We start from the raw sequence: 24,432 nt of genomic DNA, 5'->3' as shown, positions 1-24,432 counted from the left end.
CATGCCGGTTGGAGGTCCCCCCGGCCGGAGGTTGGGGCGGAACGGCTGTCGTGCTCGCCGTCCGTACCCCGCCCAATCGGCATCGTGGCAGAAACAGCGGCTTTGCGAGAGGTCTTCCGCGCTTGCGTCGTCCCGCGCCGTGCGCCGGGCGGAAGGTACGGAGGTCCCCGGGGCGGTGGCGTCGTAGGGGGAACGGGTCCTCGGCGCGGACGGAGGGAGGTCTCCCGTGGCTGCCCGCCGGGTGGGTGTGTCCCGGCCGTGTCGGCCCGCCCGCGGCGCCGGCGGGCATCGCCGCACCTGCTGCCGCCCCCAACGCCGCCTCCACCGCCGCGCGCGCCGGCCGAGGCCGCCGGGGGAGCGCCGCGAGCGGCAGCCCGGCGGCGGATGCCCCGACCTGTGACCCGGACTGCTTCAGCCCGGTCACAGGGCCCCGCCGGGCGGTGCGTACGGCCGCCAGGATCGTCTCCACTGCCGGGTCGTATCCGCGCCGGGCGGGCCGTCTACCAGCGGAAGGTGCGCATGCGCATCTGCTGGCGCATGCGGGCCGCGCGGGCGCGGCGGGGCTGGACGCGGTCACGCAGCTCGCGCGCCTCGTTCAGGTCGCGCAGGAACTGCGCGCGCCGCGCTCTGCGCTGCGCCGCGCTCTCCGGGGCCTCGTCCCCGTCACTCTCGACGATCGGCTGTGTGTCGGGCATCGGCCACCACCCATGGCTGGTCCGGTCGTCCTCCTCCGCCGGCGCGAAGCAGTCCCCCCGGCATCCACCTTCCCCCGGACGGCCCGATTGATGCCACCCCGGTGCAGGTCAGACGGTCACACCGGGCCGGCGGTCCGCGGATCCGTCCCGGGGGCGCCCCGCCGAACCGGCCGGGCGGAACCGGCCGGGCGGAACCGGCCGGGGCGGAACCCGGCCAGGCGCCACCGCCCGGGCGGAACCGGCCAGGCGCCACCGGCCAGGCGCCACCGGCCAGGCGCCACCGGCCAGGCGCCACCGGCCGGTGGCGCCCCGCCCCGGTCAGGCGTCGCCGGTGAGTGTCGGTACCACCGCCACCGGGCCGTGCGCGTGCTGGAGCACCGCGTTCGCCACCGAGCCGATCATCAGCGACCCGGCGGTGCGCCGCGGGTGATGGCGGCCCACCACGACCAGGGCCGCCGTGCGGGAGGCGGTGACCAGCCGGCCCGCCGCGTCGCCGGGTACGGCTGCCTGCTCGACCCGCACGGCCGGGTGGCGTGCGCGGAAGGGGGCCAGCCGCTCCGTCTGGGACCGCAGCATTTCCCGTTCCGCCGGTAGGGCGTTTCCGTCGTCGGGCAGCCCTTCCGGCGGGACCACCGAGAAGGGACCGTCGATGATCATGGTGGGCGCGGGCGGGATGGCGTACGCGGAGACCACCTGGACGGCTGTCCCCCGCACGGCGGCTTCCGTGAAGGCGAAGGCCAGCACGTCGTCGGGCGTTTCGGCCGCGTGCAGCCCGAGTACGACCCGCCCGGCGGACTGCGACCCGGACTCCCCCGCGGAGCGCGGCTGCTGCCCCTTCTCTCCAGGGGTCGCTTCAGGAGTCCCGGAGGCCGCCCCCGGCAGCGCCCCCGCGTTCTGCGCGGAAGCCGGTGCCATGCTGCGTTCCGCGTGCGGGACCACCACCACCGTGCACGGCGCCGTGGTCGCCACGGCGCGGCTGTTCGAGCCGAGCAGCAGGCTGGCGAAGCCGCCGCGTCCCCGCGAGCCCATCACCAGCATCCGGCCCTCCGCCCCGATCACCCGCAGCGCCTCGGGCACCGAGCCCTCCAGCGACACGTACTGGACCCCCTCCGGCAGTCCGCCGCCACCGCCGAGCAGGGCCCGGATCCGGTCGCTCACCGGGTCGGCGAACTCCTCCGGTTGTGAGGGGTCGTGCAGCGCGGAGCGGCGCCCGGCATACAACTGGGCGTCATCGGGCAGCACATGGGCGATCAGCAGCCCCGTGCCGTGCGCCCGGGCTTCCCTCCCGGCCCATTCCAGGGCACGCAGGCTGTGCTCGGATCCGTCGACGGCGGCGATCACCGGTGCGTGGCTCATCGTTCCAGCGTGCTGGGGCAGCGCGCGGGCCGCATCCCCGGGCCGTCCGGGGCGCGGGCGCGGCTCCGGACGCGAAGGGGTCGCGCCAGCGCGTAGCCTTTTGGGTGCGGCTCGCGTCTTGCGACCGTTTTTGCAGGTGGCGGGGTCGCCGGTCGCAGGTCGAAGCCCTGCAGCTGAGTCTTGGAGGATGTTGTGCGTTTGCAGGTCGTCGATCACCCCTTGGTGGCGCACAAACTCACCGCTCTGCGCGACAAGCGCACCGACTCCCCCACCTTCCGGCGGCTCGCCGACGAGCTGGTGACCCTGCTCGCGTACGAGGCCACCCGGGACGTGCGCACCGAGCAGGCGGACATCGAGACGCCGGTCGGCCCGACCACCGGCGTGAAGCTCTCGCACCCGCGCCCGCTGGTCGTGCCGATCCTGCGTGCCGGTCTCGGCATGCTCGACGGCATGGTGCGGCTCCTGCCGACCGCCGAGGTGGGCTTCCTGGGCATGGTCCGCAACGAGGAGACGCTGGCGGCCTCCACGTACGCGACGCGCATGCCGGAGGACCTCTCCGGGCGCCAGGTCTACGTCGTCGACCCGATGCTCGCCACCGGCGGCACGCTCGTCGCGGCGATCCAGGAGCTGATCAAGCGCGGCGCCGACGACGTCACCGCCGTGGTGCTGCTGGCCGCCCCCGAGGGTGTCGAGGTCATGGAGCGCGAGCTGGCGGGCACGCCGGTGACGGTGGTGACGGCCGCGGTGGACGAGCGCCTCAACGAGCACGGCTACATCGTCCCGGGGCTGGGCGACGCGGGCGACCGCATGTACGGCTCGGCCGAGTAGCTTCGGCCGCGAAGACAGGCGGTCCCCGGTCCGTCAGGGCCGGGGACCGGTGGGCGTCGGCGGCCGGCGGATCCGGCAGCCGGTCAGCACTTCTTGGCGGTCGCAGGGGCGGGGTTGGCCAGCAGGGCCATCGCCTTGTCCGCTTCCTCCTTGGTGCTCAGCTCCTTGAAGGCGTCGCCCAGGATCAGGTCGATGTCGGCGGTCTCGCGGGTGTCGTTCTGCTGGGTGGTGCCGACCAGCTGGGTGCCCAGGACGGAGAAGGCGCCCTTGTCGGTGGCGGGGGAGCCGACCAGTATCCCGGTGCCGGGGACCTTCTTGTCGAAGTCGGCCGGGGCGTTGCCGACGTTGCCGATCACGAAGCCGCGCTTCTTCAGTTCGTCGCCGACGGCCTTGGCGAGACCCGCGCGCGGGGTCGCGTTGTAGACGTTGACGGTGATGTCGGCGGGCCGGGGCAGGACGACCGCCGGTTTCGCGGCGGCGGAGGCGGAGGGGGCCGCGGCGGCTTCGGGGGCGCCCTTGGCGCCGGCCTTGGCGCCGGTCTTGGCACCCGCTTTTCCGGGCGCTGCCGACGCACAGTCCTCGGCCCCTGCGGCCGTGTTCCGCTTCGGGCTGTTGCCCTGGAACACGTCGATGAGCTGCAGGGCCCCGTAGCCGATCAGGGCCAGGGCGAGGACCGAGCCGAGTACGGCGAAGACGATCCGCCGCCGGCTCCGCTTTCGGCTCATGCGCGGGTAGGCGGCTCCCGTGACGCGGTACTTTCCGCCCATGCCGGGGGGAGTGAGCATGCTCATGGGCGCAGCGTAGTGCCGCCCGGTGGCAATGCCTACTAAATGATCTGCTGATAGGTCAATAGTGACCCGAAAGGCGCAATCTACGCGAAGCGTCAGTCCATTTCGAGGACGCGGGCGTGCAGCACCTGGCGCTGCTGCAGGGCCGCGCGGACGGCCCGGTGCAGCCCGTCCTCCAGGTAGAGGTCGCCCTGCCACTTCACGACGTGCGCGAAAAGGTCGCCGTAGAAGGTCGAGTCCTCGGCGAGCAGCGTTTCGAGGTCGAGCTGCCCCTTGGTCGTCACCAGCTGGTCGAGCCGGACCGGGCGCGGCGCGACATCCGCCCACTGCCGGGTGCTTTCCCGGCCGTGGTCGGGATACGGCTTTCCGTTACCGATGCGCTTGAAGATCACACGGAAAGCCTACCGGGCCGGGCCCTGCGGGCGCAGCCCGGCGGCGCCGGTGCAAAAGTGGCAAACAGCGCTAACCCGGGAGTGACGCATGAGCGAGAGCACCGACCCCGCCGCTGCGGCGGCCGCGACGGGGCCGGCCGGCCTGATCGCCGCCGGGTACGCGTTCACCGGCCCGGTGCTCGATCTGGGGGCCCTCCTGTGGGACGGCACCTGCCTGCCCGACCGCCAGATCCGCATCCCCCTGTCGATGCTCAACCGGCACGGGCTGGTCGCCGGAGCGACCGGCACCGGCAAGACAAAGACCCTCCAGCTCATCGCCGAGCAGCTGTCGGCCGCCGGCGTCCCCGTCTTCCTCGCCGACATCAAGGGCGACGTCTCGGGGATCTCGGCCCCCGGCGAGCGCACCGCGAGGGTGGAGGAACGCGCCGGGGAGGTGGCCCAGCAGTGGGAGCCGGCCGCCTGCCCGGCGGCGTTCTACTCGCTGGGCGGCATCGGCCCCGGGATCCCGCTGCGCTCGACGGTGACGAGCTTCGGCCCCGTGCTGATGTCGAAGGTGCTCCAGCTCAACCAGACGCAGGAGCAGTCCCTCGGCCTGATCTTCCACTACGCCGACGCCAAGGGCCTGGAGCTCATCGACCTCAAGGACCTGCGCGCGGTCGTCGCGTTCCTCGTCTCCGACCAGGGGAGGCCCGAACTCAAAGGCATCGGCGGGCTGTCGACGGTGACGGCCGGGGTGATCCTGAGGGCGCTGACGGCCTTCGAGCAGCAGGGAGCCGCGGCTTTCTTCGGCGAGCCGGAATTCGACACCGGTGAGTTCCTGCGAACGGCCGCGGACGGACGCGGGCTGGTCTCCGTACTGGAACTCCCGGCGGTCCAGGACAAGCCGCGGCTCTTCTCCACGTTCCTGATGTGGCTGCTCGCCGACCTGTACGCCGGCCTGCCCGAGGTCGGGGACCTGGAGCAGCCCAAGCTGGTCTTCTTCTTCGACGAGGCACACCTGCTGTTCAACGGTGCCTCCAAGGCGTTCCTGGAGTCCATCACCCAGACCGTGCGACTGATCCGGTCGAAGGGCGTGGGCATCTTCTTCGTGACGCAGACCCCCAAGGACGTGCCGGCGGACGTACTGGGCCAGCTCGGCAACCGGATCCAGCACGCGCTGCGCGCCTTCACACCCGACGACGCGAAGGCGCTGAAGGCGACGGCGAAGACCTTCCCCACCTCCCCGTACGACCTGGAGGAGCTGCTCACCCGGCTGGGGACCGGCGAGGCGGTCGTCACCGTCCTCAGCGAGAAGGGCGCCCCGACGCCCGTCGCCGCGACCCGGCTGCGCGCCCCGCAGTCGCTGATGGGGCCGCTCACGCCGACGGCCCTGGACCAGGCGGTGCGGTCCTCGCCGCTCCACGCGCGCTACGCGCAGCCGGTGGACCGTGAGTCGGCCTACGAGATGATCAGCGCCGAGCAGGCCGCCGCCGAGGCGCAGGCGGAAGCCGCCGCCGAGGCGGCCACGGCCGGGAAACAGGCCAGACAGGCGGCGAAGGCGACGCGCGGCGCTCCGAAGCCGGATCCCTCGCCGGTCGAGCGGGTGGTGGGCAGCGGGTTGTTCCGCTCGCTGGCGCGGTCGGTCGGGACGCAGCTGGGCCGGGAGATCTCCCGCTCGATCTTCGGAACGGCCCGCCGCAAGAGGTGACGCCCCGGCCCGGTCCGCCGCTCCTCCCAACGGGGCCACCGGGCCCTGATCCAGCGGGAATCGAGCGCACCCGGTGCCCGGACCGGAGCGGTCGCTGACAGACTCGCCCCATGCGGACCGAACTCACGGACACCACGTCCAGCAAGATCAACCGGGCCCTGCTCGAAGCACGCCGGGCCATAGGAAGCCCCACCCTGGGGCTGGTGCTGACCCTTGTCGTCGCCACCGACGAGGAGAACGCCTACGACGCCGTGCGGGCGGCCTCGGAGGCCGCGCACGAGCACCCCTGCCGCATCATCGCGGTGATCAAGCGGACGTCACGGGGGCCGCACAAGCTCCGCGCGACCCGGCTGGACGCCGAACTACGCGTCGGCTCGGACGCGGGCAGCGGCGAGGTCGTGATGCTGCGCCTGCACGGGGCGCTGACCGATCATGCCGGCTCGGTGGTGCTGCCGCTCCTCCTGCCGGACGCCCCCGTTGTGGCCTGGTGGCCGGCCGAGGCGCCCGCCGACGTGGCGGCCGACTCCGTGGGCGCGCTCGCGCAGCGCCGGATCACCGACTCGCAGGCCGCGGCGGACCCGGTCGGCGTCCTGGACGTCCGGGCCGCCGCCTACACCCCCGGCGACACCGACCTGGCGTGGACCAGGCTGACGCCCTGGCGTGCCCTGCTGGCCGCCGCCCTGGACCAGAAGGCCCTGCCGGTGACCGGTGCGACCGTGGAGAGCGAGGCCGACAACCCCAGTTCCGAGCTGCTGGCGCGCTGGCTGGAGGACAAGCTCGGGGTGCCGGTGGACCGGGTGACGAGCGAGGGGCCGGTGATCACCGGGGTGAGCCTGCGGACCACGGGCGGGGAGATCCGGGTGGACCGGCCCGGCGGGGCGCTGGCCACCCTGATGCTGCCGGGGAGCCCTGACCGGACCGTGGCCCTGAAGGTCCGCGGCGGGGCAGAGCTGATCGCGGAGGAGCTGCGCCACCTCGACGCGGACGAGGTCTACGGCTCCGCGCTGCGGCGGCGCCCGCTCCAGGCGGCGCTCTCCGCGTAGTGGTTGTCGTAGGTGGCGGAGCTGTCCTTGATGTCCTGCACGCTCGCCCCGCCCGCGTTGACCTGCCCCAGAAGGCGGTAGTAGTCGAAACGGCCCATGCCCGGGGTGAAGCCGACGAAGACGCTCGCCGTGTGGCCGGCGGCGGGGGCGAAGGCGTGCTTGACGCCCGGCGGGACGGTCAGGAAGTCGCCGGCGCCGAGGGTCTGGACCTCGTCGCCCACCAGGACGTCGAGCCGCCCGGCCGTGACGTGGAAGAACTCGGTGGCCCTGGTGTGGAAGTGCACCGGGGCCCCCGCCGCGCCCTCGTCGAAGGTGGCCGTGTTGCAGGTCAGTTCGGCGGTGTCGGTCAGCAGCGTGATGAGGCTGCCGGGGGCGTCGTGGATGGCTTCGGCGGTGGCTGCGCGGGTCACGTTCTTTGTCATGTCCCCCAACCTACGGACCCGGTAGACCGGTGGCAGGGGTCAATCGGCGGCCGGTCCGGCCGGTCAATCCGGTGCCCCGCAGACCGGGCCGCCCGGACGGCGACGCAAGCGACGGTGCGCAGGGCAGGGCAGCGCGGGGCCGGGCAGGGCAGGGCAGGGCAGGGCAGCGCACGGCAGGGCAGCGCAAGGCAGCGCAAAGCAAGGCTGCGCAAGGCAGGGCAAGGCACGGCACCGCCGGCCGGGAGGCGCGGATCCCTGGCGCCGCGGGGGTTCAGGAGCCGTTCGCCGTGGCCTTGTCGAGCTTGCCGGCCGTGGCGGCCTTGGCGGCGGCCTTCGCCTCCTGCTTGTACGCCCGCACCTTGGCCAGCGACTCCGGGCCCGTGATGTCCGCCGCCGAGCGGTGGACGCCCGCCTGGCCGTAACCGCCCGCGGCCTCCCGCCACCCCTTCGGGCGCACGCCGAGCCGCTTGCCCAGCAGTGCGAGGAAGATCTGGGCCTTCTGCTCGCCGAAACCGGGCAGGTCCTTGAGGCGCTTCAGCAGCTCCTCGCCGGACGCGGCGCCGTCCCAGACGGCCGCGGCGTCACCGTCGTAGTGCTCGACCAGGTAGGCGCACAGCTGTTGGATCCGCTTCGCCATCGATCCGGGATAGCGGTGCACGGCGGGTTTGCGGGAGAGCAGCGCGGCGAAGGCATCCGGATCGTAGGCGGCGATGGCGTGCGCGTCCAGGTCGTCGGAGCCGAGCCGCCCGGCGATCGTCCACGGCCCCGCGAAGGCCCACTCCATCGGCACCTGCTGGTCCAGCAGCATCCCGACGAGAGCGGCGAGCGGGCTCCGGGCGAGCAGCGCGTCGGCCTCCGGCTGCTGGGCCAGCCGGATGGTGATGTCCTTGTCCATGGCTCCAGCGTCCCGCGGGGCCCGCTTCCCCGCGCGGTCGGCACACCGCGCGCCTAGCGTGAGTACGACAGGTACGACAGGGATGACACAGGACACAGGACACAGGACACAGGAGTCGATCGATCATGGCTGAGTTCCCCGAGGGCGCGCCGTGCTGGGTGGATGCGATGTTCACCGACGTGGAGGGTGCCAAGAGCTTCTACGGCGAGGTGCTGGGCTGGACCTTCGGCGAGTCGAGCAGCGAGTACGGCAACTACACGCAGGCGTATTCCGGTGGGAAGGCCGTCGCCGCGGTCGTCCCCCCGATGCCGGGCGCGGACGCCCCCTCGCAGTGGTGCCTGTACTTCGCCTCGCCCGACGCCGCGGCCACGGCGGAGAAGATCAAGTCGGCTGGCGGCGAGCTGCTGATGGAGCCGATGCAGGTGGGCACCTTCGGCACGATGTTGATCGCGAAGGAGCCGAGCGGCGCGGTCTTCGGGGTCTGGCAGCCGGGCGGGCACAAGGGCTTCGAGAAGCAGGGTGAGCCGGGCGCCTACTGCTGGGCCGAGGTCTTCACCCGGGACCCGGCCGCGGCGGACGCGTTCCTGCCGAAGGTCTTCCCGTACGGCGAGCAGCAGATGGAAACGGGCGACGACCCGGAGACGGCGGGGATGGACTTCAAGGTCTTCAGCCTCGGCGGCCCCGAGAGCCCGGTCCTGGGCCGGATGAAGATGGGCGACGAGTTCCCGCCCCAGGTGCCGTCGTACGTCCAGGTCTACTTCGCGGTACCCGACTGCGACGAGGCGGTCGCGAAGACCCAGGAGCGCGGCGGCAGGCTGCACTTCGGCCCGATGGACAGCCCGTTCGGGCGCTTCGCGGCGGTGACCGACCCGCAGGGCGCGGCCTTCGCGGTGATCGACCTGTCGAAGACGACGGGGGACATGCCGAAGTTCGACTGACCCGACCGCGGCGCGCGGCCGCGGCACGGGGTCCGTGCGCCCGCTCGTCCTGCCGGATCCGTGCGCCCGTCGCCCTGCCCGCCCCCGAGCCGGAGCCCGAGCCCGAGTCAGCCGTGCCCTGTGCCCTGTTCCTGCCCGGTTGGGAGCCGTCCGGCCGCTGATCGCACGCAGGACCCGGCGGCGGCCCCTGCGCGGCCGGGCACCAAAGGCCGGGCCTGCGCCCCCGTCGCGCGTCAGGGGCCTTTCGAACACACGGCGCGGGGACCGTTCCCGGCGCCGTCGAGTGACGATGACCTCGGCCCACCGCAGACGCCGTTCCCGCAGGTCGGCGGTGCGGAGCGCCACCCCGGCGCGCCCGGCGGCCGCACGCCGCACCCGCACGCCGCACCCGCACGCCGCACACCCCGCGGAAAGTTTTTCCGCGCGGCCGGTCACACTCGCGCCGTGCGGCGGGTCAGGGAAGTGAGACGCACGCAAACGAACCGGCCGGAGCAACCGCGCCCCGGCAACGCCTGACGGGAGCACCCAGATGTCCACCACCGCCGTAGTCGTCACCCTCGTCGCCGCCTTCATGAGCGGCTTCTCCGCCGTCTCGGTCTTCACCGGCGCCAAATGGGTCGTCGAGCCCCTCGCCCAGTACGGCGTCCCCCGCACCTGGTGGACCTGGCTCGGCGTGGCCAAGGCCGCCGGCGCCCTCGGTCTGGTGGCCGGTCTGTTCGTCCCCGCCATCGGCATCGCCGCCGCCATCGGACTGGCCCTCTACTACACCGGAGCCGTCATCACCGTCGTCCGGGCCCGCTCCTTCGCCCACATCCCCTTCCCCGTCATCTACGCCGCCCCCGCCGTCGCCGCCCTCACCCTCGGCTTCTGACCGGCGGCGGCACCACCACCAAGACGTTCGGCGTCGTGGGGTCGACCCCGACCACCGAGAACTCCGGGGGCCGGGCCACACCGGGGGCTGTGACCCCCGGCATGTGGACGGCCGCGAATGAGACCAGCACTGAGACCAGAACTGAGACCAGGGCGTTGGGTCACACCTTCTTGACGACGATCGAGTCCGGGACCAGCTTCTCCAGGTGCTGATCTTCGCCACGTACCAATGCCGCGGTGCACGTGACGCGTCACGAAACCGGCTACAGGGCGGCGCTCCCCAATGTGTCCAGCCCGACAGCTTCGTTCAGCTGGTTCCAACCAAAGGGGCATTGCCGTCGCCGGCAGACAGCGGCTGCCAGACACAACTGCCGGTGACTCGGCGGACGGGTCCCGTCAAAGGTCGGATCCGGTTCGTTTCCGACCCTCTCCAGGACCGCCCGGCCTAGGGTGGTCTTCAGGCATGAGCCCGTGACCACAGCGTGGAGGAGCCGATCATGAGCACTGCCCAGAATCTGCCGCTCCCGCCGCGCAGACCCGAGGAGTCCCATCCTCAGTCCCATCCTCTACGGACGATCCGGGAGATCCGGGAGTCCCTGCCCGAGCATCAGCTTGGGCACTTCGATGCCGAGCTCGCCGACACCGACATCGATGCCTTGCCCGACATGCTTCACCGCTGGGCGACGCTGGGCAGCGACGGGTTCCTTGAGCGACTTGCGGCGGCCCCGTTCGAGGGTCTGGAGTTCGGGCAGCGGTCCTATGACGATGCGGCGGACGGCGAGTGATCTATCTGCTCGACACCAATGTGGTCGCCGAGATCACCACCCGGCCGAAGCCTGCCCCGGCCGTACGCGCCTGGGCTCGCTCGATTCCGTCTCCTGCCCTCTATCTGAGCGTCATCACGGTCGCGGAGATCGAAGCAGGCATTGAGGGAACACCCGATCCGGTGCGGCGTACGGCGTTCGAGCGGGCGCTCACGGACATCCGCGATCAGTACCGTGACCGGATCGCCGCGGTGAGCGGGAGGCATTCGCCTACCTCGTTCTTCACCGGAGGCTCAAGAGTGCCGGGGCCGGCATCGATCCACCCGATGCTCTGATCGCGCCACCGCGCTGGCGAACGGCTGGACGCTGGTGAGCCGCAACATCAAGCCTCTGGCGCGATCAGGCGCACTCCTGCTGAACCCTTGGGAGTACGAGGGATAGACCATCGAGGCCGGAATATAGCGGATCGTCCGGTTGTGCGGCACATACATGAGACTGGAACTGAGACTGCGGAACGCAGAAGGCCCCGGCCGGTTTCCCGGTCGGGGCCTTCAAGTGCCCGGTGAGGCACTGGCGGAGGATACGAGATTCGAACTCGTGAGGGGTTGCCCCCAACACGCTTTCCAACTGTCCGCACGGCCGTCCGGAGGGGGCCGTACCCGTCCTGACCTGCGGCGGAGCGTTCGGGGCGGCCCTGTTCGGACGGGTCCGGACGGGGGTGAATGAGACCAGAACTGAGACCAGGGAACCGCGGCTGATCAGGGACTGAGGTCCACGCTGAGGCAGTCGTTCGAGTCCACTGCCATCCCGGTTGGGGTGTAGGCGATGACACCGTGCTCGGTCCCGGCCAGTGCCCGCATCGCGGTGCAGCGCTGGCCGGCGTCGCCGCTGGTGTACTTGATCACGACTGAGTCCCTGCGGTCGGCTGGGTCTTCTTCATCAGGGTTGCCCAGCAGGATGTAGGCCGCCTCAACGTCCTGGACGCGCTTCACCCATGCGGGCACTCCGGCACCGTAGCTGGGGGTAACGCGTGGGGTGGGTGTGCCATCGGCCTGTGGCGTCGCCGCAGTCGTTGGCGAAACCACCGAGGGGTTCCTCGGTGCTGGAGGTACCGCCGATACGTGCGGAGTCGCCGAAGCGGCCTCGTCCGGGTCGTTGCCACCGGAGTCAAGAAGGAATGCCAAGGCGATGACGACTATGAGTCCAGCGCCGGCGAACAGACCGGCCCTGGAGAGTGGTGGCCTCGCAGCAGCAGGTGGCGTCGGGGAGGTCAGTCTGTCCGGAGGGACGGATAGCTCGCTTCCCGTGCTGAGCATTCGTATCTCGACGTTGCCGTCGGCCGCGTGGCCGGTGACATTGGCGCGGTTCCCGAGGTACAGGACGATCGAGTCGACTGGGAAGCTCTGTGGCGCAGGAGTCAAAGCGGAATCCTTCGGTTACAGGTGTTGTCTGGCGTCAGCTATGAGGCAGAGGACCCCCAAGCGGGCCGCGAAGCTGTCGGCCAGACTGGCCAGTACGATCTTGCCCTTGTGCGCGGGCGGGTGGGACGGGAAGCCGCCAATCCGGATGCGGCGTTGGTGCTCGTGTAGTCATCAGCGATCTCCTGGCCGTCTCCCGGTGGGGAGTCGGCGCGCTGGTGGCGTCAAGGGCCGCATACCGATGGACGTTTTGCCTTCCTCCGTGCTTCGATGCGATCAGTGTCGCGCGATCGGGGGCAGGCTTGAAGCAATCAACGCGGGTTCTGAAGCGGAAGGCCATCGCCTCGCTCAAGAGGATGACTGCTGCGTTCAACGCAGTTGACGAGGAAGGCCGCACCTCATCTGTCCTGCTGAGCCTCCAGCATTCATTCGAGATGCTGGTGAAGGCGGCCCTGGTTCACAATAATGTGTCGGTCTTCGATAAGAGCCTTGGGCGATCGATCGGTTTCGAGAAATGCCTCCAGCTTGCCCGTCAGGAGCCAGGCGTAAAAATCACTGATGCAGAAGCCGGAACGCTGCGCGCGATCGACGCTTTGCGTGACGATGAGCAACATTGGTTCAACTACGTAAGTGAACCCATCCTCTTCATCCACGCTCGCGCTGGCATCACGCTCTTCGATGACCTCTTGAACCGTGTATTTGGGGAGCGACTAGCGGATAGCCTTCCGGTGCGGGTCCTTCCAATATCCACCGAGCCCCCGATGGGGCTCGACATCCTGATCGACCAAGAGTTCACTCAGATCCGCGACCTCTTGCAGCCGGGACGCCGAGCTCGGAACGAGGCTCGAGCGAGGATCCGGACACTGCTGGCGATCGAGGGGCACGCCTCGGAAGAGAGCCTCGTCAGCGAGAAGGATGTTGATCGCGTCGAGAAGGGAATCAGTGAAGGCAAGTCCAGGGGTGCCGTCTTCCCGACCCTGGAGCAGATTTCCACCGAGTTCTCTGGTGAAGGGCCTACGCTGACCGTTCGATTTGATAAGAAGGGCCCGCCGGTCAAGTTCGCGGGCGACGATACGGACGCTGCGGCGATCCGCCAAATCGATCTCCAAAAGACATTCCATTGGTCGGCAACGGACCTGGCTAAGAAGCTCGGTCTGTCTCTCCCGAAATCAATTGCCCTGCGTCAACACCTGGGCATCGATGCAGATCAGAAGTGCTACTACATTTTCGAGATGGGTTCGCAGAAGCATCCCCGGCTCTCAGACACTGCACTCCAGCGCATGAGGGATTCGTTGAAGAGAATCGACATGGACGGCGTGTGGGAAGCCCACAAGCCTGTCGGCAGGGGCAAGGAGCCTCGCCACTGCTTCGTGGAAGGGTGCGCGCAAGCTCAGAGGTGACAGCCCACCCGCAGGAGCGGGCGGCGGGGTCCGGCGAAGCGGTACCTTCAAGCAGTGGCTGCAAGGCCCTCGCCTTCCCGCTCAGGCGGTCGCAGGGCGTGAGCTGCGACCGTGTGGCGGAGGCGTGGACTGTGGCTACGGAACTCCACTGCCGTTCTGTCTGAAGGCAGCGTATGCCTGGCCGATCGCGTGGAGCTTCCCGGTGAACAGAGCGCCGAGGAACGAGCCGAGGCCGAAGACCGCGAGCGCGAGGGGGATGGCGGCCATCAGATCCGCTCCGCCCATCGTCCCGACCATGAATACACCGAGCGCGGCGAGACCCGCGCCTACGAAGACCTTCCGCACCCCGCGGAGGTCCGGCACCTCAGGTCCTGGCTCCGCCGGCAGTGCTCCCGCGTCCAGCAGTGCCCCGTACGAAGACTGGGCCTGCCGCGTGGCCACGCTCAACGCCATCGCGCCGAGGGCACGTGCGGTGGCTTCCCGGTCCTCGACCAAGCCTCCGAGCTTGTCGGCGAACGCTGTCCGGACCTTCTGGCCGTGCTCTTTGAGGCGGCCCCGGTCGCCCGCGTACCCAATGATTCCGGCCGCCGACTTCGAGCTGTCCATCACGGCTGTCATGAGCGCCGAGGTCTTCTCGTGGGCGGAGGCGAGTGCCTCGGCGCGCTGTCTTCCCACCGGGGCGGCCACCACAGCGGCGAGTGCCGGCAGCACTTCGAGTGCTTCCGTCACGACCTCTTCGCCTTCCTTGGCGTACCCCTTCACCATCCCGCTCCGGTGATCTTTGATGCGGCGCAAGCTCAACGCCAGGAAGGCAGAGCCCACGATGCCGAAGCCGAGGAAGCCGATCGCCCTCTTTTCCTCGTGCGTAAGTCCACGCTCCGCCGCCGCGACCGCCGCCGCCCTCTGCGCCGGGGGCGCGTTCTTCGCAGCCTCAGCCCGGTTGTCCTTGTCGATGGACAGGGACATAACCACCAGCATCATCACCACGAATCCGAGAACGACCGCAGCCCCGAGTGCGTGGTTGACGATGCCGCCGATGATTTGCGTGTACGACTTCCAGGGCGAACGGGGTGGCCGTGTGTAGACGGCCCGGATGTCGTCCCACGGCACGGGGTCGGTGTACCCGAGCTCGGCAGCGGCGGTCCGCGCTCTGTCGATGCGTTCCTCGGCGGCTGCGGTGTAACGGGCACGGACGCGGTCACGGTAGCCGGGCTGGGATGTGGCTGTCGGCGGTAACGGAAGGGTAGGCGGGGCCGCAGTGGCGGTCGGCGCGGTCAAGGCCGTAGTCCTCTCTCTCCGGGCTATCCGGGGACACGCCAGGATGCGGGCCGCCGGTTGCGTTCGCCAGCGACAGACCACCAAGGCCCCTCCGGGTGTCCGTGTACGCGGTGCCGGCACTCCCCCTTGATCACGCTGATCCGGCCAGCGACTTCCGGATGGCATCGGTCAGCGAAGCCGCGCGCGCATCGTCCGAGCCGCTGACGATGTGGTTCATGACGTAGCCGAAGGCGATGCCCTGTGCGGGGTCGGCGAAGCCGAGCGAGCCGCCGCGGCCGGTGTGGCCGAAGGCATTCGGGCCGGTTATGAGGTTGCCATCCGTAGGCAGCATGAATCCGGTGCTGAACCGGCTCGGGATCACCATGACCTGGTCCTTCCCGTTGGCCTGCTCCTGGATCGCCGAGGAGAGGGTCTCCTGGGCGAGCAGGCGTACTCCGTCGACCTCGCCGATCACCGCGGCGTACATGCGCGCGAGGGCCCGTGCGGTGGCGATGCCGTTGGAGGACGGGAGTTCCGCGGTCTGCACTTCGGGAGAGTCGAAGTCGATCGCGGCTGGGTCGGTGACCGCGAACGCCCGGTTGCTGAAGGAGTTCGGGTCCCGCCAAGCGGCGACCTGTTCGCGGAGCTCCTCGGGGACCGACTCGGCCGGCACTGTCGTAAGGTCTACCGCCGGTCGCCGGTACACCATGCGGCTGACCCGGTCGCGCTCGCTCGCCGGCAGGCCGATGAAGAAGTCCAGTCCGAGCGGGCGCGCGATCTCGTCGGCGAAGAAGCGGCCTGGTGAGCGGCCGGAGGCCCGGCGGATCACTTCGCCGACCAGCCAGCCCCAGGTTCGGCCGTGGTACCCGTGTGCGGTGCCCGGAGTCCACTGGGGACGCTGGGCCGCCAGCGCTACTGCCATGGGCTCCCAGGACAGTGCCTCTGCCAGCGGCAGCGGTTGGTCCAGGGCGACCAGGCCGGCCTGGTGGGACAGGAGCCAGCGGACGGGAATGTCCGCCTTGCCGTTCGCCGCGAACTCCGGCCAGTACTTCGCCACCGGCGCGTCAAGGTCCAGCAGTCCGCGCTCGACCAGCATGTGCGCCGCGGTCGCGGTGGCTCCCTTGGTCGCCGAGTAGACCAGTTGCAGGGTGTCCCGTGTCCACGGACGGCCGGTCTCGGGGTCTGCGACGCCACCCCACAGATCGACCACCGGCCGGCCGTGCCAGTAGACGCACACGGCCGCGCCGATGTCCCCGTGCTGGGTGAAGTTCTCCATGAACGCCTCGCGGACCGGCTCGAACCCGGGCGCTACCTCACCGTCGATCGTCGTCATGCCGCTCATCCTGGCATCTTGGCTGCCCGCTCTGGCAGGGCAAGTGGGTTGTGCTCAAAGGCATTCGGCATCGACGCGTACGACGAGGGTGACGCGTTCGCCGCTCGTGATCGGCCGTACGCCGTGGATGTGGTCGCGGGTGGCCGGGAAGGCGACCAGGGTTCCGCAGGGCGGCTTGATCTCCTGGGCGGGGTTCTCGAAGAACAGCTCGCCGCCGCCGTATGAGTCAGGGGTGTTGAGCCAGATCACGAGGGTGAGGTCGCCGCCGACGACGGGCTGTCCGTTGGTCCGGGCCCGCTCGCGCTCGATGTCGGTGACCTCGTCGTGGTGGGCGACGAAGCCGATGCCGGGGCCGTAGCGGTAGACGACCGCGGGCTGGGTGGATATGCGTTGCGGGGTTATCTCGAAGTGGCCACGCAAGTGGGCGACGCAGTGCGAGATGACCGCCCCTTCCAGGTGCGTCGGGATCTCGACGTACTCGCTCTTGCGCAGCGATTCGTCGATGACGCCCTGGTAGGTGCGCGGGTGGGCGGTCTGGTTCTTCACGTGGTCCATCAGCGCTCCGCAGAGGCTGAGGGGGATCGCGCTCTCTGCGACGAGCGGTAAGCGGCTCTTCCAGGTCATACGGTGGGCTCCTTCCACCAACGGGTGCCTTCGGGCGAGTCCTCGAGGATCACGCCCTGCTGGGTGAGCTGGTCTCGAATCGCGTCGGCCTCGGCGAACTTCTTCGCCGCACGGAGCCGGTCGCGCTCCTTCACGAGTTCGTCGACGACGGCGTCGCCCTGGGCGGCGCCGAGGATGTCGAAGGTTCCGAAGAGGTTGTTCACGTCCTCGATCAGCCGCAGGGCGGCCGGGCCGGCCGGTTCCTCCATGCGGTTCTGCTCGCGGATGTACTGGAACAGGACGGCGAGGGCGCCGGGGGTGTCGAAGTCGTCGTCCAGGCGCTCACGCATCTCCTTCCAGGCATCGGCGGCGCGTGCGGCGTTCGCCTGGCTGTCCGTGTGCGCGGGGTCGATGGTCCGGGCGAAGTTCTCGATCCGGCGGCGTGCCCCTCGGGCCTGCTCCAGCGTGGAGTCGCTCAGCTCCATGGAGGAGCGGTAGTGCTGGGAGAGGAACGCGTGCCGCAGCGTACGGAAATCCGTCCGGGCGAGGGCGTCGCGGATGGTGAGGAAGTTCCCGGTGCTCTTCGACATCTTCTCGCCGTCGACGCGCAGCAGACCGGTGTGCATCCAGTAGCGGGCCAGCGGCTCGATCCCGGAGGCGGCTTCCATCTGGGCCACCTCAGCCTCGTGGTGCGGGAAGATGAGGTCCACGGCCCCACCGTGCAGGTCGTACGAGGGTCCGAAGAACGTCTCCGTGATCGCGGTGTCCTCGATGTGCCAACCCGGCCGGCCCGGTCCCAGCTCGGTCTCCCAGAACGGCTCGCCGTCCTTGCGGCCCTTCCACAGCGCGAAGTCGCCCGGGTTGCGCTTCTTCGAGTTGTCGTCGATCCGCGACACCGAGTCCTCGGGTCGCAGGTCGGTGCGGCCGGAGAGCTTGCCGTACGCGGGGAACGAGGCCAGGTCGAAGTACCAGCCGTCGTCGAGCTGGTAGGCGTGGCCGCGCTCGATCAGCCGCTTGATCTGGTCCACGATCCCGTCGATGTGGTCGTGGGCCCGCGCGTGGACGTCGACGCGGGTGTTCCCCAGCGCGGCCATGTCCTCCAGGTACTGCTTCTCGAAGAGCGCCGCGATCTCCTCCGGCGGGGCGCCTTCCTCCGCCGAGCGCCGGATGATCTTGTCATCGACGTCGGTGATGTTCTGGAGGTACGTGACCTTGTACCCGCTCGCTTCCAGGTACCGGGCGATGAAGTCGAACTGCGTGTACGTCTTCGCGTGCCCGACGTGGCTGGGGCCGTAGACGGTGGGTCCGCACACGAACATCCGCACCTCGGCCTCCCGCTCGGGGCGGAACTCCTCCGACTGGTTGGTGAGCGTGTTGTGGACCTTGATCGACATCATGCCTCCTGTGTAAGCGGATCACGCAGCGTACTGACGCCCGGACATAAGCGTCTAACTGGAACCGCCGCGCCCGCCGAAGGGTACGAATCCCGGGGATGGCAGGGTGGCGAAAGCCGCTGCCGCGTCCCCGAGAAGGTGGTGGTTGGCCTGCTGGTAAGCCTTCCGCACGGTCGCGATCGCGCCGGTGCTCAGGTCCATCCCGGCGGACTGGCAGAACTCCCCCAGGGCTTCGCATCGCCGCTCCAGGTCGACCATCGACAGCGGGTCGCACTGCTGGGCCTCGATCAGCAGGTTCTCCTGCTCGCCGCTGATCCGGCCGAGGGCGCCGAGGGAGTACAGCTTCCACTTCATGTTCGGCAGCAGCCAACCCGAGCGGGCGTACATCCAGTCGACGACCTCGTCCAGCGCGCCCGACAGGACGAAGTGGCCCGTGGGCACGCCGACCCGCCGAGCCATGCGCAGCGGGATCTCACGCACGTCCCAGGTGATCCGGTTGTACAGCCGGTGGGTCTCGCCCTCCAGCCGTTCAAGCTGCTCCCGCGTCTTATGGGAGATCAGCGCCTCGAAGGCGTCTTCGCGGTCGAACAGCGGCTCGCCCTTGTTCCCGTAGGCGTCGCACTTGTCGCTGTTCCACGTGGTGCGCGGGTCGGCCTCGTACTGGAAGAGGAGCTGGTGGACGTTGACCTCCATGCGTCCCCAGGGGACCGGCAGGTGGAAGCTGAACTCCGGGATCCAGGCAGGGAGCCGGTCGCGGACCAAGGCGTACGTGTCCGCCGGCCGCGGCCTCCACTCGTCCTCCTTGATCGGGACGTCGAGGACGACGGCCAGGTCGAAGTCGGAGTCCGTGCTGAACCGGGTGACGTTGCGCGGCGCGACGGCCGAGGAGGAAAGGACGTAGAGCGCCTGGACCTCGGGCATCGTCTTGAGCGTGTTGAGCAGACCCCCGGCTGCGGCACGGGCCTGCATTTTCAGGTTTTCCACGAGAACTCCTGGTCAGATGATCGGGCGATCCATCACGGAGCGGAGCGCGGGGACGAGCTCCAGCGCGACACCGCCGTGGGTGCGCTGGATGTGTGCGAGGGAAGGGCTGCTGTTGCCCTCGATGACCACGGGTCCGCCGGGCGTGAGTGCGATGTCCCAGCCGATGAAGGGCACCTGCGGGAACAGACGGGCACAACGCTCGGCCAGCTCTCGGACCTCCGTCATGCGGGAGATCCGGTGGTCGGCGAACGGCACCGAACTGACCCCGTGGCGGGTGTGGGCGTTCAGGTACCGGTCATAGCCGTGGCGGTCGAGTCGCCCGTCCGGGTGGACTCGGATCTGCATGCCGCCGACGGCCGAGTTGTCTGTCCTGCTGTCGATGCCGCCGAGCTTCAACATCACGTACCGGACCTCGGCGGCGCCGTCACGAAGCAGGGTGATCACGCGGAACGTGTTGAGGGCGTACGGGTTCAACACGTCCAGGTCGGGATGCTGTGGCACGTGCTGCTCCACCAGCCACGTACCCCACCGCTCCGCGTAGGCCGACAGGTCGAAGCCGCCCTCGCCAGGGCACACGATCACGACGCCGGATCCACCGCTGGAGTAGCGGGAGGGCTTGACCACCACGCGCCCGAAGCCGGAAGCGCGATCGAGGACGTCCGGCAGCGACACCGCCTCACCGTCGGACGTCACACCGACGCGGTGGTCGCCGCTCGCGATCAGTGCGGGCTGCGGGATGCCGGCCGCGGAGAGGATCTTCTTGCAGGACGCCTTGTCGTCCAGGTCGATCGTGTCCCGGTTCACGCGGGGAAGGAGCCGGTGGAACAGGGCCGTCTCCGGCAGGTACGAGCAGGCTCGCTCGGCGGACACCTCGCGCCGGTATCCGCCGTAGCGGAAGTAGTGGAAGGGCAGGCACTGCCACCGCGTGGTGACCTTCACCAGGTCCCCTGCGATAAGGGCCATGCTCTTCCGGTCCTCATCGCGCAGCATCGCGGGAAGGTGCTCGCTCCGCAGCTGCCGCACCTGGTAGGGCAGGAACCGCACTCCGGATACGCGGGGAAGAACCCGAGTGCGGAACCACTCCTCGGTCACGGCCTGGCGGTGGTTGAACCCGCGGTTCGCGGTACGTCTCATGGTGCTCCTCCCATTTCTCAGCGGTCCGGGCTTCCGGCGATGGCCAACGTGACGACGAGCGCGGTAACGGCGATGACGTAGGCCACGAGAGCGAGGCGCTGCCTCATCAGGCGGGCCCGATGTTGTCGGCGGCGGTCGACCAGCCGATGCCGTTCGCGGGCTGGATGTAGGCGATGCGGATGAGCCGGCCGCCGTGCCTCTCGTGGACAACTTCCGTCAGCTCCCCCTCGCACCGGCTCGCGATGTCGCGGACCCAGCGGTGAAGTAGGGGGTGGTCCTCCCGGCCTTCGGAGTCGACCGGATTCACCGCTCGGACTCCTCGCGGTCGCTCCCTCCGCGACGAAGGAATCTCACCCAGCCGGATTCGGCGCGGGCACGGAGGGCCGGGCTCGGACCGGCCTGCGGCTCGGGAACGGTGTGCTGGCGTCCGCTGGCGCCGGGCGTGCGTACGGGCAGGGACTGGCTCATCACGACCTCCTCGGGGGTGGTGCAGCCCGTCACCCACGTGAGGGGCGCCGATGACGGGCTGCGGTCCTGGGAGCCGTCCGGAGCGGGGCGGGGGAGCCGGTTGCCCGGGTACTGAGCTCCGAACGGCGTGGGCCCAGTGAACGGCCGTGGACCACGGGCCCGGAACGTTTCCCGGGGGTTTCTCCAGCGAGAGAAACCCCCGTTTCTCACACGGGGAGTAACCTCCTGACTACCGACCTGAGGGGAGAGGTGGGATGTCTGACCCGATGGCTCTGCACCCGCTGACCTACGTGCGAGAAGGCAAGGGCTGGGGCAAGGCCGAGTTAGCCCGGCTCATGTGCGAACGCGGGGGTGAGCTGGGCGTACCGCTGGCCACCAACCGGACGACGGTCTGGAAGTGGGAGCAAGGGCAGGAACCCGACGCGGACGCGCAGTTGGTGCTCGCCCACCTGCTGGGCGTTCCCGAGGACCACGTACGCTCGGCGGCCTGGCCCCGATGGCTACCGGCGTGGGAGTCAACGGCCTTGGTGGCCCCATGGACTCCGGCCGGTACCGTGAAGGTGTTTGCCGATCTGGTCAGGAGCGGCCACATGGATCGCCGGGGGTTCCTCTCCATTACCGGTGCCGCGCTGACGGGTGTCGCGGCCAACTGGGCAGCCGCACCGGAGGCGTTCGCCTCGGCATTCGACGGCGACCGCGTCACCGACGCGATGGTGACCACCATCGAAGCGCGGGTAGATACCCTCCGCACGCTCGACGACCAGATGGGTGGCGCCCGCCTCCTGGACCAGGCCACCAGCGACCTCGCCCTGATCACCGGCCTCCTCGACCACGGGCGCTACACCGACGCCGTCGAACACCGCCTCTACGCCACGGCGGCCCGGGTGTCGTACCTCGCCGGATGGATGGCCTACGACAAGGGTCTTCGCTCCCTCGGCCAGCGCTACTACGTCGGCGCCCTCCGCAGCGCACACAGCGCGAAGGACGACGGCTTCGGCGCCTTCATCCTGGCCGAGATGGGCATCCACATCTCCGACTCAGGCGACACGGCCGCGCGTGTGAAGCTCATCGACACCGCCATCGGCAACGCCCCGACGGCCCTCCCGTCGGCGGCGGCCTCCTACCTCTACCTCCATCAAGCCGAAGCCCTGTCACGAGACACCCAGCACGAGGCGGCCGGCAAGTCGCTCAACCGGGCCTACGACCTGTGGGGCGCCCACCACGAAGGCGACCGCCCCGACTGGCTGGGCTGGTACGGGGAAGCTCAGCTCAAGTCCACCGAGGGCAAGATCATGCTCCGCTCCGGCTTCCCCGAGCGCGCCACCAGCGCCCTCGCGATCGCGGTGGACCAAGCGGTCCCTCGCGACCGTGCCGTACGCTCCGGCCGCCTCGCGACGGCCCGCCTGGCTGCCCGGGACCTGGACGGGGCCTTGGACGCCGCCAATCTCGGCCTGGAGCTGCTGGAGAACCGCGTCCGCTCCGACCGGGCGTACGTCCGGCTGACGAAGTTCAGCGACTACCTGGAGCCGCACGGCGCGGTGCCGTCCGTCCGTGAGTTCCGGGACAGGCTGCGGGCTCTTCCTGCTGTCGCCTGACAGCGCTCGGTGGCGCCCCCGGCGTCGGCGCAACCCTCCAGCGTCACGACGAGCCCGCAAGCCCGCCCAACCGAGGTCAGCGCCATCGGGTTGAGTCGCTTGCTGCCTTAACTGCCGCCGGTGCGGCGGGTGCCGCAGGCGGTGTGCGCCTGTCGCCGCGGGCAGGTGGCTTGTGCCGAGCCTCGGGTGCGGCGGGCAGGTGGGCGCTGCGGCGTAGGCGCCAGACGAGGACATCGCTGATCGAGGTGGCGGTGTCGAGCTCGCGCCGTTGGGTGGCTTCGGCGAGCAGGGCGGCCGGGTCGCGTCCGGCCTTCTGTGCGTCGGTGAGGGTGGCGGCCAGGGCGGGCCAGCTGGGCTCGGTCAGGATCCGTTCGGCCAGCTCTGGCAGCGCCTGGCGGACGAATGCAGCCTGTCGTTGCTGAACATGCAGGGCCATGCGCTGGCCTCGCTGCCGGAGGGCGCCCATGGGCTGGGTGGCGGCTGCCTCGTAGGCGGCGCGTAGGTGTTCGGCGGCTTGCCGTGCGGCTGCTGCTTGTTGGGCGTGGTGCTTCTTTGCGTGCCAGTTCGCCGCGGTGATGGCGAGGAAGAACGCCATGTCGATGAGCATGGCAGTGGTGGCGCCGTCCTCGCCTCGGCCGAGGGCGGGTCCGCTGTGGACGAGGTCGCGGGCGGCCTGCCGAAGAGCATGATCGTGTCCTCGGACTGCCTTCACATGGGAGCGGCTGGCGCGTTCGAACGAGAAGGCCGCGTCGCGGAGTTCCTTGCGGGTGTGGGCGGCGGAGGTCTTGGCCAGCGCGTCGAGGACTTCTGCGGCGGCAGCGATCTGGGCTGCTGCCGTGCCGTCGTCGCCTTGGTCGATGATCAGCAGTGCCTGCCAGGTGGCGGCGGCGGCCCTCCGCCGCGCGAACGCGGGGCCGGTCACCGGCGGCAGGACGGGCTGCCCGGGCCCGCTGTCACCTTCCGAGGCTTCTGCGAGCGTGGTGAAGCGTTCGCGGATGCGGGGCAGGGAGAGGTCTGGGGCGAGCTTCGATCCGGAGTAGAAGACGGGTTCGCCGTGCCTGTTGCGGTCGTCGGGGAGGGCGACGGTGTAGCCGAGGAGGTCCCCGGACGGCGCCTTCCGCTGCCCTACGAGGAGGCCGGCGGTGGCGAGTCGGCCGAAGAACTCCTCCTCGCTCTGGGCGCCGGCAACCGCGTGGCGGACGGTTTCGCGCAGTTCTTCCCTCGGGGTGCGTTGCCTGTTGTGGCGGTTGGCTTTGTGGCGTTCGGCGCTGGTGGGGCGTTGGGCGGCGGTGCCGTCGCCGGTGTTGAGGCGGCGCAGGCCGTAGTCGGCTTCGATGTGGCGGGATTCGGCTTGGGCGCGTTTGGCTTCGTTGTGGCGGCGGGGGCGGCGGCCGTCTTCGCGGACGGTGGTGGCGATGATGTGGATGTGGTCGTCGGCGTGGCGGACGGCTGCCCAGCGGCAGCCCGCGCCGTCGCCGGGGTCGATGCCGGTGGCGGCGACCATGCGGCGGGCGATGTCGCCCCACTGCTCATCCGACAGGGTCGGATCCTCGGGTGCGGCGCATACGGACAGGTGCCACACGTGCTCGGTGGGGCGCCTCGACTTGGGCAGGGCTTCGACGGGCTGGTCGAGGAGCTGTTGCAGGTCTTCGTAGGTGGCGGCCGGGTCGCGGCCGGGGTCGGGGGCCAGGGCGTCCCAGGCGGCGACGAGGTGGGGGTTGGTGTGTTCCTCGTGGGTGCCCGGGCCGTAGAGGTAGCGGATCAGCCCGATGGTGCGGGTGCCCATCTTGTGAATGGAGGGGATCATCCGGTGGGGGTCTCGCTTTCCAGGTAGCGCCGGGTGAAGGCGTCCACGCGTTCGGCGGTCCGCTGGACGGCGTCGAGGACCGCCTTGGCGTGCGGGGCGTCGGAGCCGGAGTTCAGGACGGTGGCGACCTGGTTGAGGTTGTTGCCGATCGGGCCGAGGGCCCGGCGCAGGGCGAACAGCTCGCTGACGATCTCCCGGCGGGTGGCGATCTCGGCTTCGGTGCGGTCGAGGTCGCGTGCGGCCTTCAGGGCGGCCTTGGCGAGGAAGCTGGCGACGCTCATGCGGCAGGCGGAAGCCGCGCGGACGAGGAGCTGGTACTCGTCGTCGTTCATGCGGCAGCTGGGCTGGTGCATGCGCTTGC

General features: G+C 70.1%; 26 protein-coding genes. 9 read left to right on the top strand and 17 right to left on the bottom strand.

Annotated features, from left to right (window positions below):
* Window positions 1–500 precede the first annotated feature (500 nt).
* Window positions 501–695 (bottom strand): hypothetical protein, encoded by a 195-nt coding sequence (locus tag AMK16_RS17760; protein WP_073916525.1) that lies wholly within the window; start codon window positions 693–695, stop codon window positions 501–503.
* A gap of 318 nt (window positions 696–1,013) precedes the next feature.
* Entirely contained in the window at window positions 1,014–2,051 is a 1,038-nt protein-coding gene (locus AMK16_RS17755) for a universal stress protein (RefSeq protein ID WP_073916521.1), read from the bottom strand.
* 192 nt (window positions 2,052–2,243) lie between these two features.
* Between AMK16_RS17755 and upp the strand changes: the two genes are divergently transcribed.
* Entirely contained in the window at window positions 2,244–2,879 is a 636-nt protein-coding gene (upp, locus tag AMK16_RS17750; RefSeq protein ID WP_073916517.1) for a uracil phosphoribosyltransferase, read from the top strand.
* Between the two features lie 83 nt (window positions 2,880–2,962).
* Here upp and AMK16_RS17745 read toward each other — a convergent pair whose 3' ends face one another.
* Both AMK16_RS17745 and AMK16_RS17740 read right to left on the bottom strand, forming a co-directional pair.
* Window positions 2,963–3,646: a LytR C-terminal domain-containing protein gene (locus tag AMK16_RS17745; protein ID WP_199885490.1), complete on the bottom strand. Its 684-nt coding sequence runs from the start codon at window positions 3,644–3,646 to the stop codon at window positions 2,963–2,965.
* Window positions 3,647–3,762: 116 nt separating this feature from the next.
* Window positions 3,763–4,059: a type II toxin-antitoxin system VapB family antitoxin gene (locus AMK16_RS17740; protein ID WP_015034993.1), complete on the bottom strand. Its 297-nt coding sequence runs from the start codon at window positions 4,057–4,059 to the stop codon at window positions 3,763–3,765.
* Window positions 4,060–4,147: 88 nt separating this feature from the next.
* Between AMK16_RS17740 and AMK16_RS17735 the strand changes: the two genes are divergently transcribed.
* Both AMK16_RS17735 and opcA read left to right on the top strand, forming a co-directional pair.
* Entirely contained in the window at window positions 4,148–5,746 is a 1,599-nt protein-coding gene (locus AMK16_RS17735; RefSeq protein WP_073916510.1) for a helicase HerA-like domain-containing protein, read from the top strand.
* Between the two features lie 110 nt (window positions 5,747–5,856).
* Window positions 5,857–6,789: a glucose-6-phosphate dehydrogenase assembly protein OpcA gene (opcA, locus tag AMK16_RS17730; protein WP_073916506.1), complete on the top strand. Its 933-nt coding sequence runs from the start codon at window positions 5,857–5,859 to the stop codon at window positions 6,787–6,789.
* On the opposite strand, the gene AMK16_RS17725 is transcribed toward opcA, so the two are convergent.
* Complete coding sequence (locus tag AMK16_RS17725) at window positions 6,738–7,211, bottom strand: cupin domain-containing protein (protein WP_073916502.1); 474 nt, start codon at window positions 7,209–7,211, stop codon at window positions 6,738–6,740. The genes opcA and AMK16_RS17725 overlap by 52 nt on opposite strands.
* 271 nt (window positions 7,212–7,482) lie before the next feature.
* The gene (locus tag AMK16_RS17720) at window positions 7,483–8,106 is read right to left on the bottom strand and encodes an HhH-GPD-type base excision DNA repair protein (RefSeq protein WP_073916499.1); all 624 of its coding nucleotides are present in this window, start codon (window positions 8,104–8,106) and stop codon (window positions 7,483–7,485) included.
* 125 nt (window positions 8,107–8,231) lie between these two features.
* On the opposite strand from AMK16_RS17720, the gene AMK16_RS17715 reads away from it, so the two are divergent.
* From AMK16_RS17715 to AMK16_RS17700, 4 genes are all read left to right on the top strand, one after another.
* Window positions 8,232–9,044: a VOC family protein gene (locus AMK16_RS17715; RefSeq protein ID WP_073916496.1), complete on the top strand. Its 813-nt coding sequence runs from the start codon at window positions 8,232–8,234 to the stop codon at window positions 9,042–9,044.
* 529 nt (window positions 9,045–9,573) lie between these two features.
* Entirely contained in the window at window positions 9,574–9,915 is a 342-nt protein-coding gene (locus AMK16_RS17710) for a DoxX family protein (RefSeq protein ID WP_073916493.1), read from the top strand.
* 496 nt (window positions 9,916–10,411) lie between these two features.
* The gene (locus tag AMK16_RS17705) at window positions 10,412–10,699 is read left to right on the top strand and encodes a hypothetical protein (protein WP_073917715.1); all 288 of its coding nucleotides are present in this window, start codon (window positions 10,412–10,414) and stop codon (window positions 10,697–10,699) included.
* A complete protein-coding gene (locus AMK16_RS17700) occupies window positions 10,696–11,013 on the top strand; it encodes a PIN domain-containing protein (RefSeq protein WP_242438780.1) in 318 nt (105 codons plus the stop codon). Before AMK16_RS17705 ends, AMK16_RS17700 begins: the two co-directional genes overlap by 4 nt.
* A gap of 423 nt (window positions 11,014–11,436) precedes the next feature.
* Here AMK16_RS17700 and AMK16_RS35815 read toward each other — a convergent pair whose 3' ends face one another.
* Window positions 11,437–12,099: a hypothetical protein gene (locus AMK16_RS35815; protein WP_143196829.1), complete on the bottom strand. Its 663-nt coding sequence runs from the start codon at window positions 12,097–12,099 to the stop codon at window positions 11,437–11,439.
* A gap of 353 nt (window positions 12,100–12,452) precedes the next feature.
* Here AMK16_RS35815 and AMK16_RS17690 point away from each other — a divergent pair, with 353 nt between their 5' ends.
* Window positions 12,453–13,496 carry a hypothetical protein gene (locus AMK16_RS17690; protein WP_073916487.1) on the top strand — a complete coding sequence of 348 codons (1,044 nt, stop codon included), beginning with the start codon at window positions 12,453–12,455 and terminating at the stop codon, window positions 13,494–13,496.
* A 135-nt stretch (window positions 13,497–13,631) separates the two neighbouring features.
* Here the strand turns inward: AMK16_RS17690 and AMK16_RS17685 are convergent, their stop codons facing one another.
* The 8 genes from AMK16_RS17685 to AMK16_RS36235 all read right to left on the bottom strand — a co-directional run bounded on the left by AMK16_RS17685 (window position 13,632) and on the right by AMK16_RS36235 (window position 20,669).
* Window positions 13,632–14,774 carry a hypothetical protein gene (locus tag AMK16_RS17685; protein WP_073916484.1) on the bottom strand — a complete coding sequence of 381 codons (1,143 nt, stop codon included), beginning with the start codon at window positions 14,772–14,774 and terminating at the stop codon, window positions 13,632–13,634.
* 130 nt (window positions 14,775–14,904) lie between these two features.
* Window positions 14,905–16,086 carry a serine hydrolase domain-containing protein gene (locus AMK16_RS17680; RefSeq protein WP_073916481.1) on the bottom strand — a complete coding sequence of 394 codons (1,182 nt, stop codon included), beginning with the start codon at window positions 16,084–16,086 and terminating at the stop codon, window positions 14,905–14,907.
* 54 nt (window positions 16,087–16,140) lie between these two features.
* Entirely contained in the window at window positions 16,141–16,710 is a 570-nt protein-coding gene (locus AMK16_RS17675) for a 2OG-Fe(II) oxygenase (RefSeq protein ID WP_073916478.1), read from the bottom strand.
* On the bottom strand, window positions 16,707–18,086 hold the full coding sequence (cysS, locus tag AMK16_RS17670) for a cysteine--tRNA ligase (RefSeq protein ID WP_199885468.1): 1,380 nt from the start codon (window positions 18,084–18,086) through the stop codon (window positions 16,707–16,709). Before cysS ends, AMK16_RS17675 begins: the two co-directional genes overlap by 4 nt.
* 51 nt (window positions 18,087–18,137) lie before the next feature.
* Window positions 18,138–19,067, bottom strand: coding sequence for a hypothetical protein (locus AMK16_RS17665; protein WP_073916475.1), 930 nt, complete (start codon window positions 19,065–19,067; stop codon window positions 18,138–18,140).
* A gap of 12 nt (window positions 19,068–19,079) precedes the next feature.
* Entirely contained in the window at window positions 19,080–20,201 is a 1,122-nt protein-coding gene (locus AMK16_RS17660; protein ID WP_073916472.1) for a sugar-transfer associated ATP-grasp domain-containing protein, read from the bottom strand.
* A gap of 106 nt (window positions 20,202–20,307) precedes the next feature.
* A complete protein-coding gene (locus AMK16_RS17655; protein WP_073916469.1) occupies window positions 20,308–20,508 on the bottom strand; it encodes a hypothetical protein in 201 nt (66 codons plus the stop codon).
* Window positions 20,505–20,669, bottom strand: a complete 165-nt coding sequence (locus tag AMK16_RS36235) for a hypothetical protein (protein ID WP_158071223.1) — start codon at window positions 20,667–20,669, stop codon at window positions 20,505–20,507. Before AMK16_RS36235 ends, AMK16_RS17655 begins: the two co-directional genes overlap by 4 nt.
* Before the next feature lie 254 nt (window positions 20,670–20,923).
* Here AMK16_RS36235 and AMK16_RS17650 point away from each other — a divergent pair, with 254 nt between their 5' ends.
* On the top strand, window positions 20,924–22,264 hold the full coding sequence (locus tag AMK16_RS17650) for a transcriptional regulator (RefSeq protein ID WP_073916465.1): 1,341 nt from the start codon (window positions 20,924–20,926) through the stop codon (window positions 22,262–22,264).
* Between the two features lie 76 nt (window positions 22,265–22,340).
* Here AMK16_RS17650 and AMK16_RS17645 read toward each other — a convergent pair whose 3' ends face one another.
* Window positions 22,341–24,071, bottom strand: coding sequence for a relaxase/mobilization nuclease domain-containing protein (locus AMK16_RS17645; protein WP_073916462.1), 1,731 nt, complete (start codon window positions 24,069–24,071; stop codon window positions 22,341–22,343).
* Window positions 24,068–24,424 (bottom strand): plasmid mobilization protein, encoded by a 357-nt coding sequence (locus tag AMK16_RS17640; RefSeq protein WP_079191564.1) that lies wholly within the window; start codon window positions 24,422–24,424, stop codon window positions 24,068–24,070. The genes AMK16_RS17645 and AMK16_RS17640 overlap by 4 nt, the downstream gene beginning before the upstream one ends.
* Between the last annotated feature and the right edge of the window lie 8 nt (window positions 24,425–24,432).

The organism is Streptomyces sp. CB00455, from assembly GCF_001905445.1.
In the GTDB taxonomy this organism is placed as follows: domain Bacteria; phylum Actinomycetota; class Actinomycetes; order Streptomycetales; family Streptomycetaceae; genus Streptomyces.
The sequence above is the reverse complement of the archived record's forward strand: the minus strand, read 5'-3'. Positions and strand labels throughout refer to the sequence as shown.

Coding starts and splice junctions, on each gene's coding strand:
- AMK16_RS17745 (WP_199885490.1), bottom strand. CDS start 3,646: ATGGGCGGAAAGTACCGCGTCACGGGAGCCGCCTACCCGCGCATGAGC.
- opcA (WP_073916506.1), top strand. CDS start 5,857: ATGCGGACCGAACTCACGGACACCACGTCCAGCAAGATCAACCGGGCC.
- AMK16_RS17690 (WP_073916487.1), top strand. CDS start 12,453: ATGACTGCTGCGTTCAACGCAGTTGACGAGGAAGGCCGCACCTCATCT.
- AMK16_RS17660 (WP_073916472.1), bottom strand. CDS start 20,201: ATGAGACGTACCGCGAACCGCGGGTTCAACCACCGCCAGGCCGTGACC.
- AMK16_RS17675 (WP_073916478.1), bottom strand. CDS start 16,710: ATGACCTGGAAGAGCCGCTTACCGCTCGTCGCAGAGAGCGCGATCCCC.
- AMK16_RS17645 (WP_073916462.1), bottom strand. CDS start 24,071: ATGATCCCCTCCATTCACAAGATGGGCACCCGCACCATCGGGCTGATC.
- cysS (WP_199885468.1), bottom strand. CDS start 18,086: ATGATGTCGATCAAGGTCCACAACACGCTCACCAACCAGTCGGAGGAG.
- AMK16_RS17720 (WP_073916499.1), bottom strand. CDS start 8,106: ATGGACAAGGACATCACCATCCGGCTGGCCCAGCAGCCGGAGGCCGAC.
- AMK16_RS17760 (WP_073916525.1), bottom strand. CDS start 695: ATGCCCGACACACAGCCGATCGTCGAGAGTGACGGGGACGAGGCCCCG.
- AMK16_RS36235 (WP_158071223.1), bottom strand. CDS start 20,669: ATGAGCCAGTCCCTGCCCGTACGCACGCCCGGCGCCAGCGGACGCCAG.
- AMK16_RS17735 (WP_073916510.1), top strand. CDS start 4,148: ATGAGCGAGAGCACCGACCCCGCCGCTGCGGCGGCCGCGACGGGGCCG.
- AMK16_RS17705 (WP_073917715.1), top strand. CDS start 10,412: ATGAGCACTGCCCAGAATCTGCCGCTCCCGCCGCGCAGACCCGAGGAG.
- AMK16_RS17650 (WP_073916465.1), top strand. CDS start 20,924: ATGTCTGACCCGATGGCTCTGCACCCGCTGACCTACGTGCGAGAAGGC.
- AMK16_RS17640 (WP_079191564.1), bottom strand. CDS start 24,424: ATGCACCAGCCCAGCTGCCGCATGAACGACGACGAGTACCAGCTCCTC.
- AMK16_RS17755 (WP_073916521.1), bottom strand. CDS start 2,051: ATGAGCCACGCACCGGTGATCGCCGCCGTCGACGGATCCGAGCACAGC.
- AMK16_RS17715 (WP_073916496.1), top strand. CDS start 8,232: ATGGCTGAGTTCCCCGAGGGCGCGCCGTGCTGGGTGGATGCGATGTTC.
- AMK16_RS17725 (WP_073916502.1), bottom strand. CDS start 7,211: ATGACAAAGAACGTGACCCGCGCAGCCACCGCCGAAGCCATCCACGAC.
- AMK16_RS17680 (WP_073916481.1), bottom strand. CDS start 16,086: ATGACGACGATCGACGGTGAGGTAGCGCCCGGGTTCGAGCCGGTCCGC.
- AMK16_RS17710 (WP_073916493.1), top strand. CDS start 9,574: ATGTCCACCACCGCCGTAGTCGTCACCCTCGTCGCCGCCTTCATGAGC.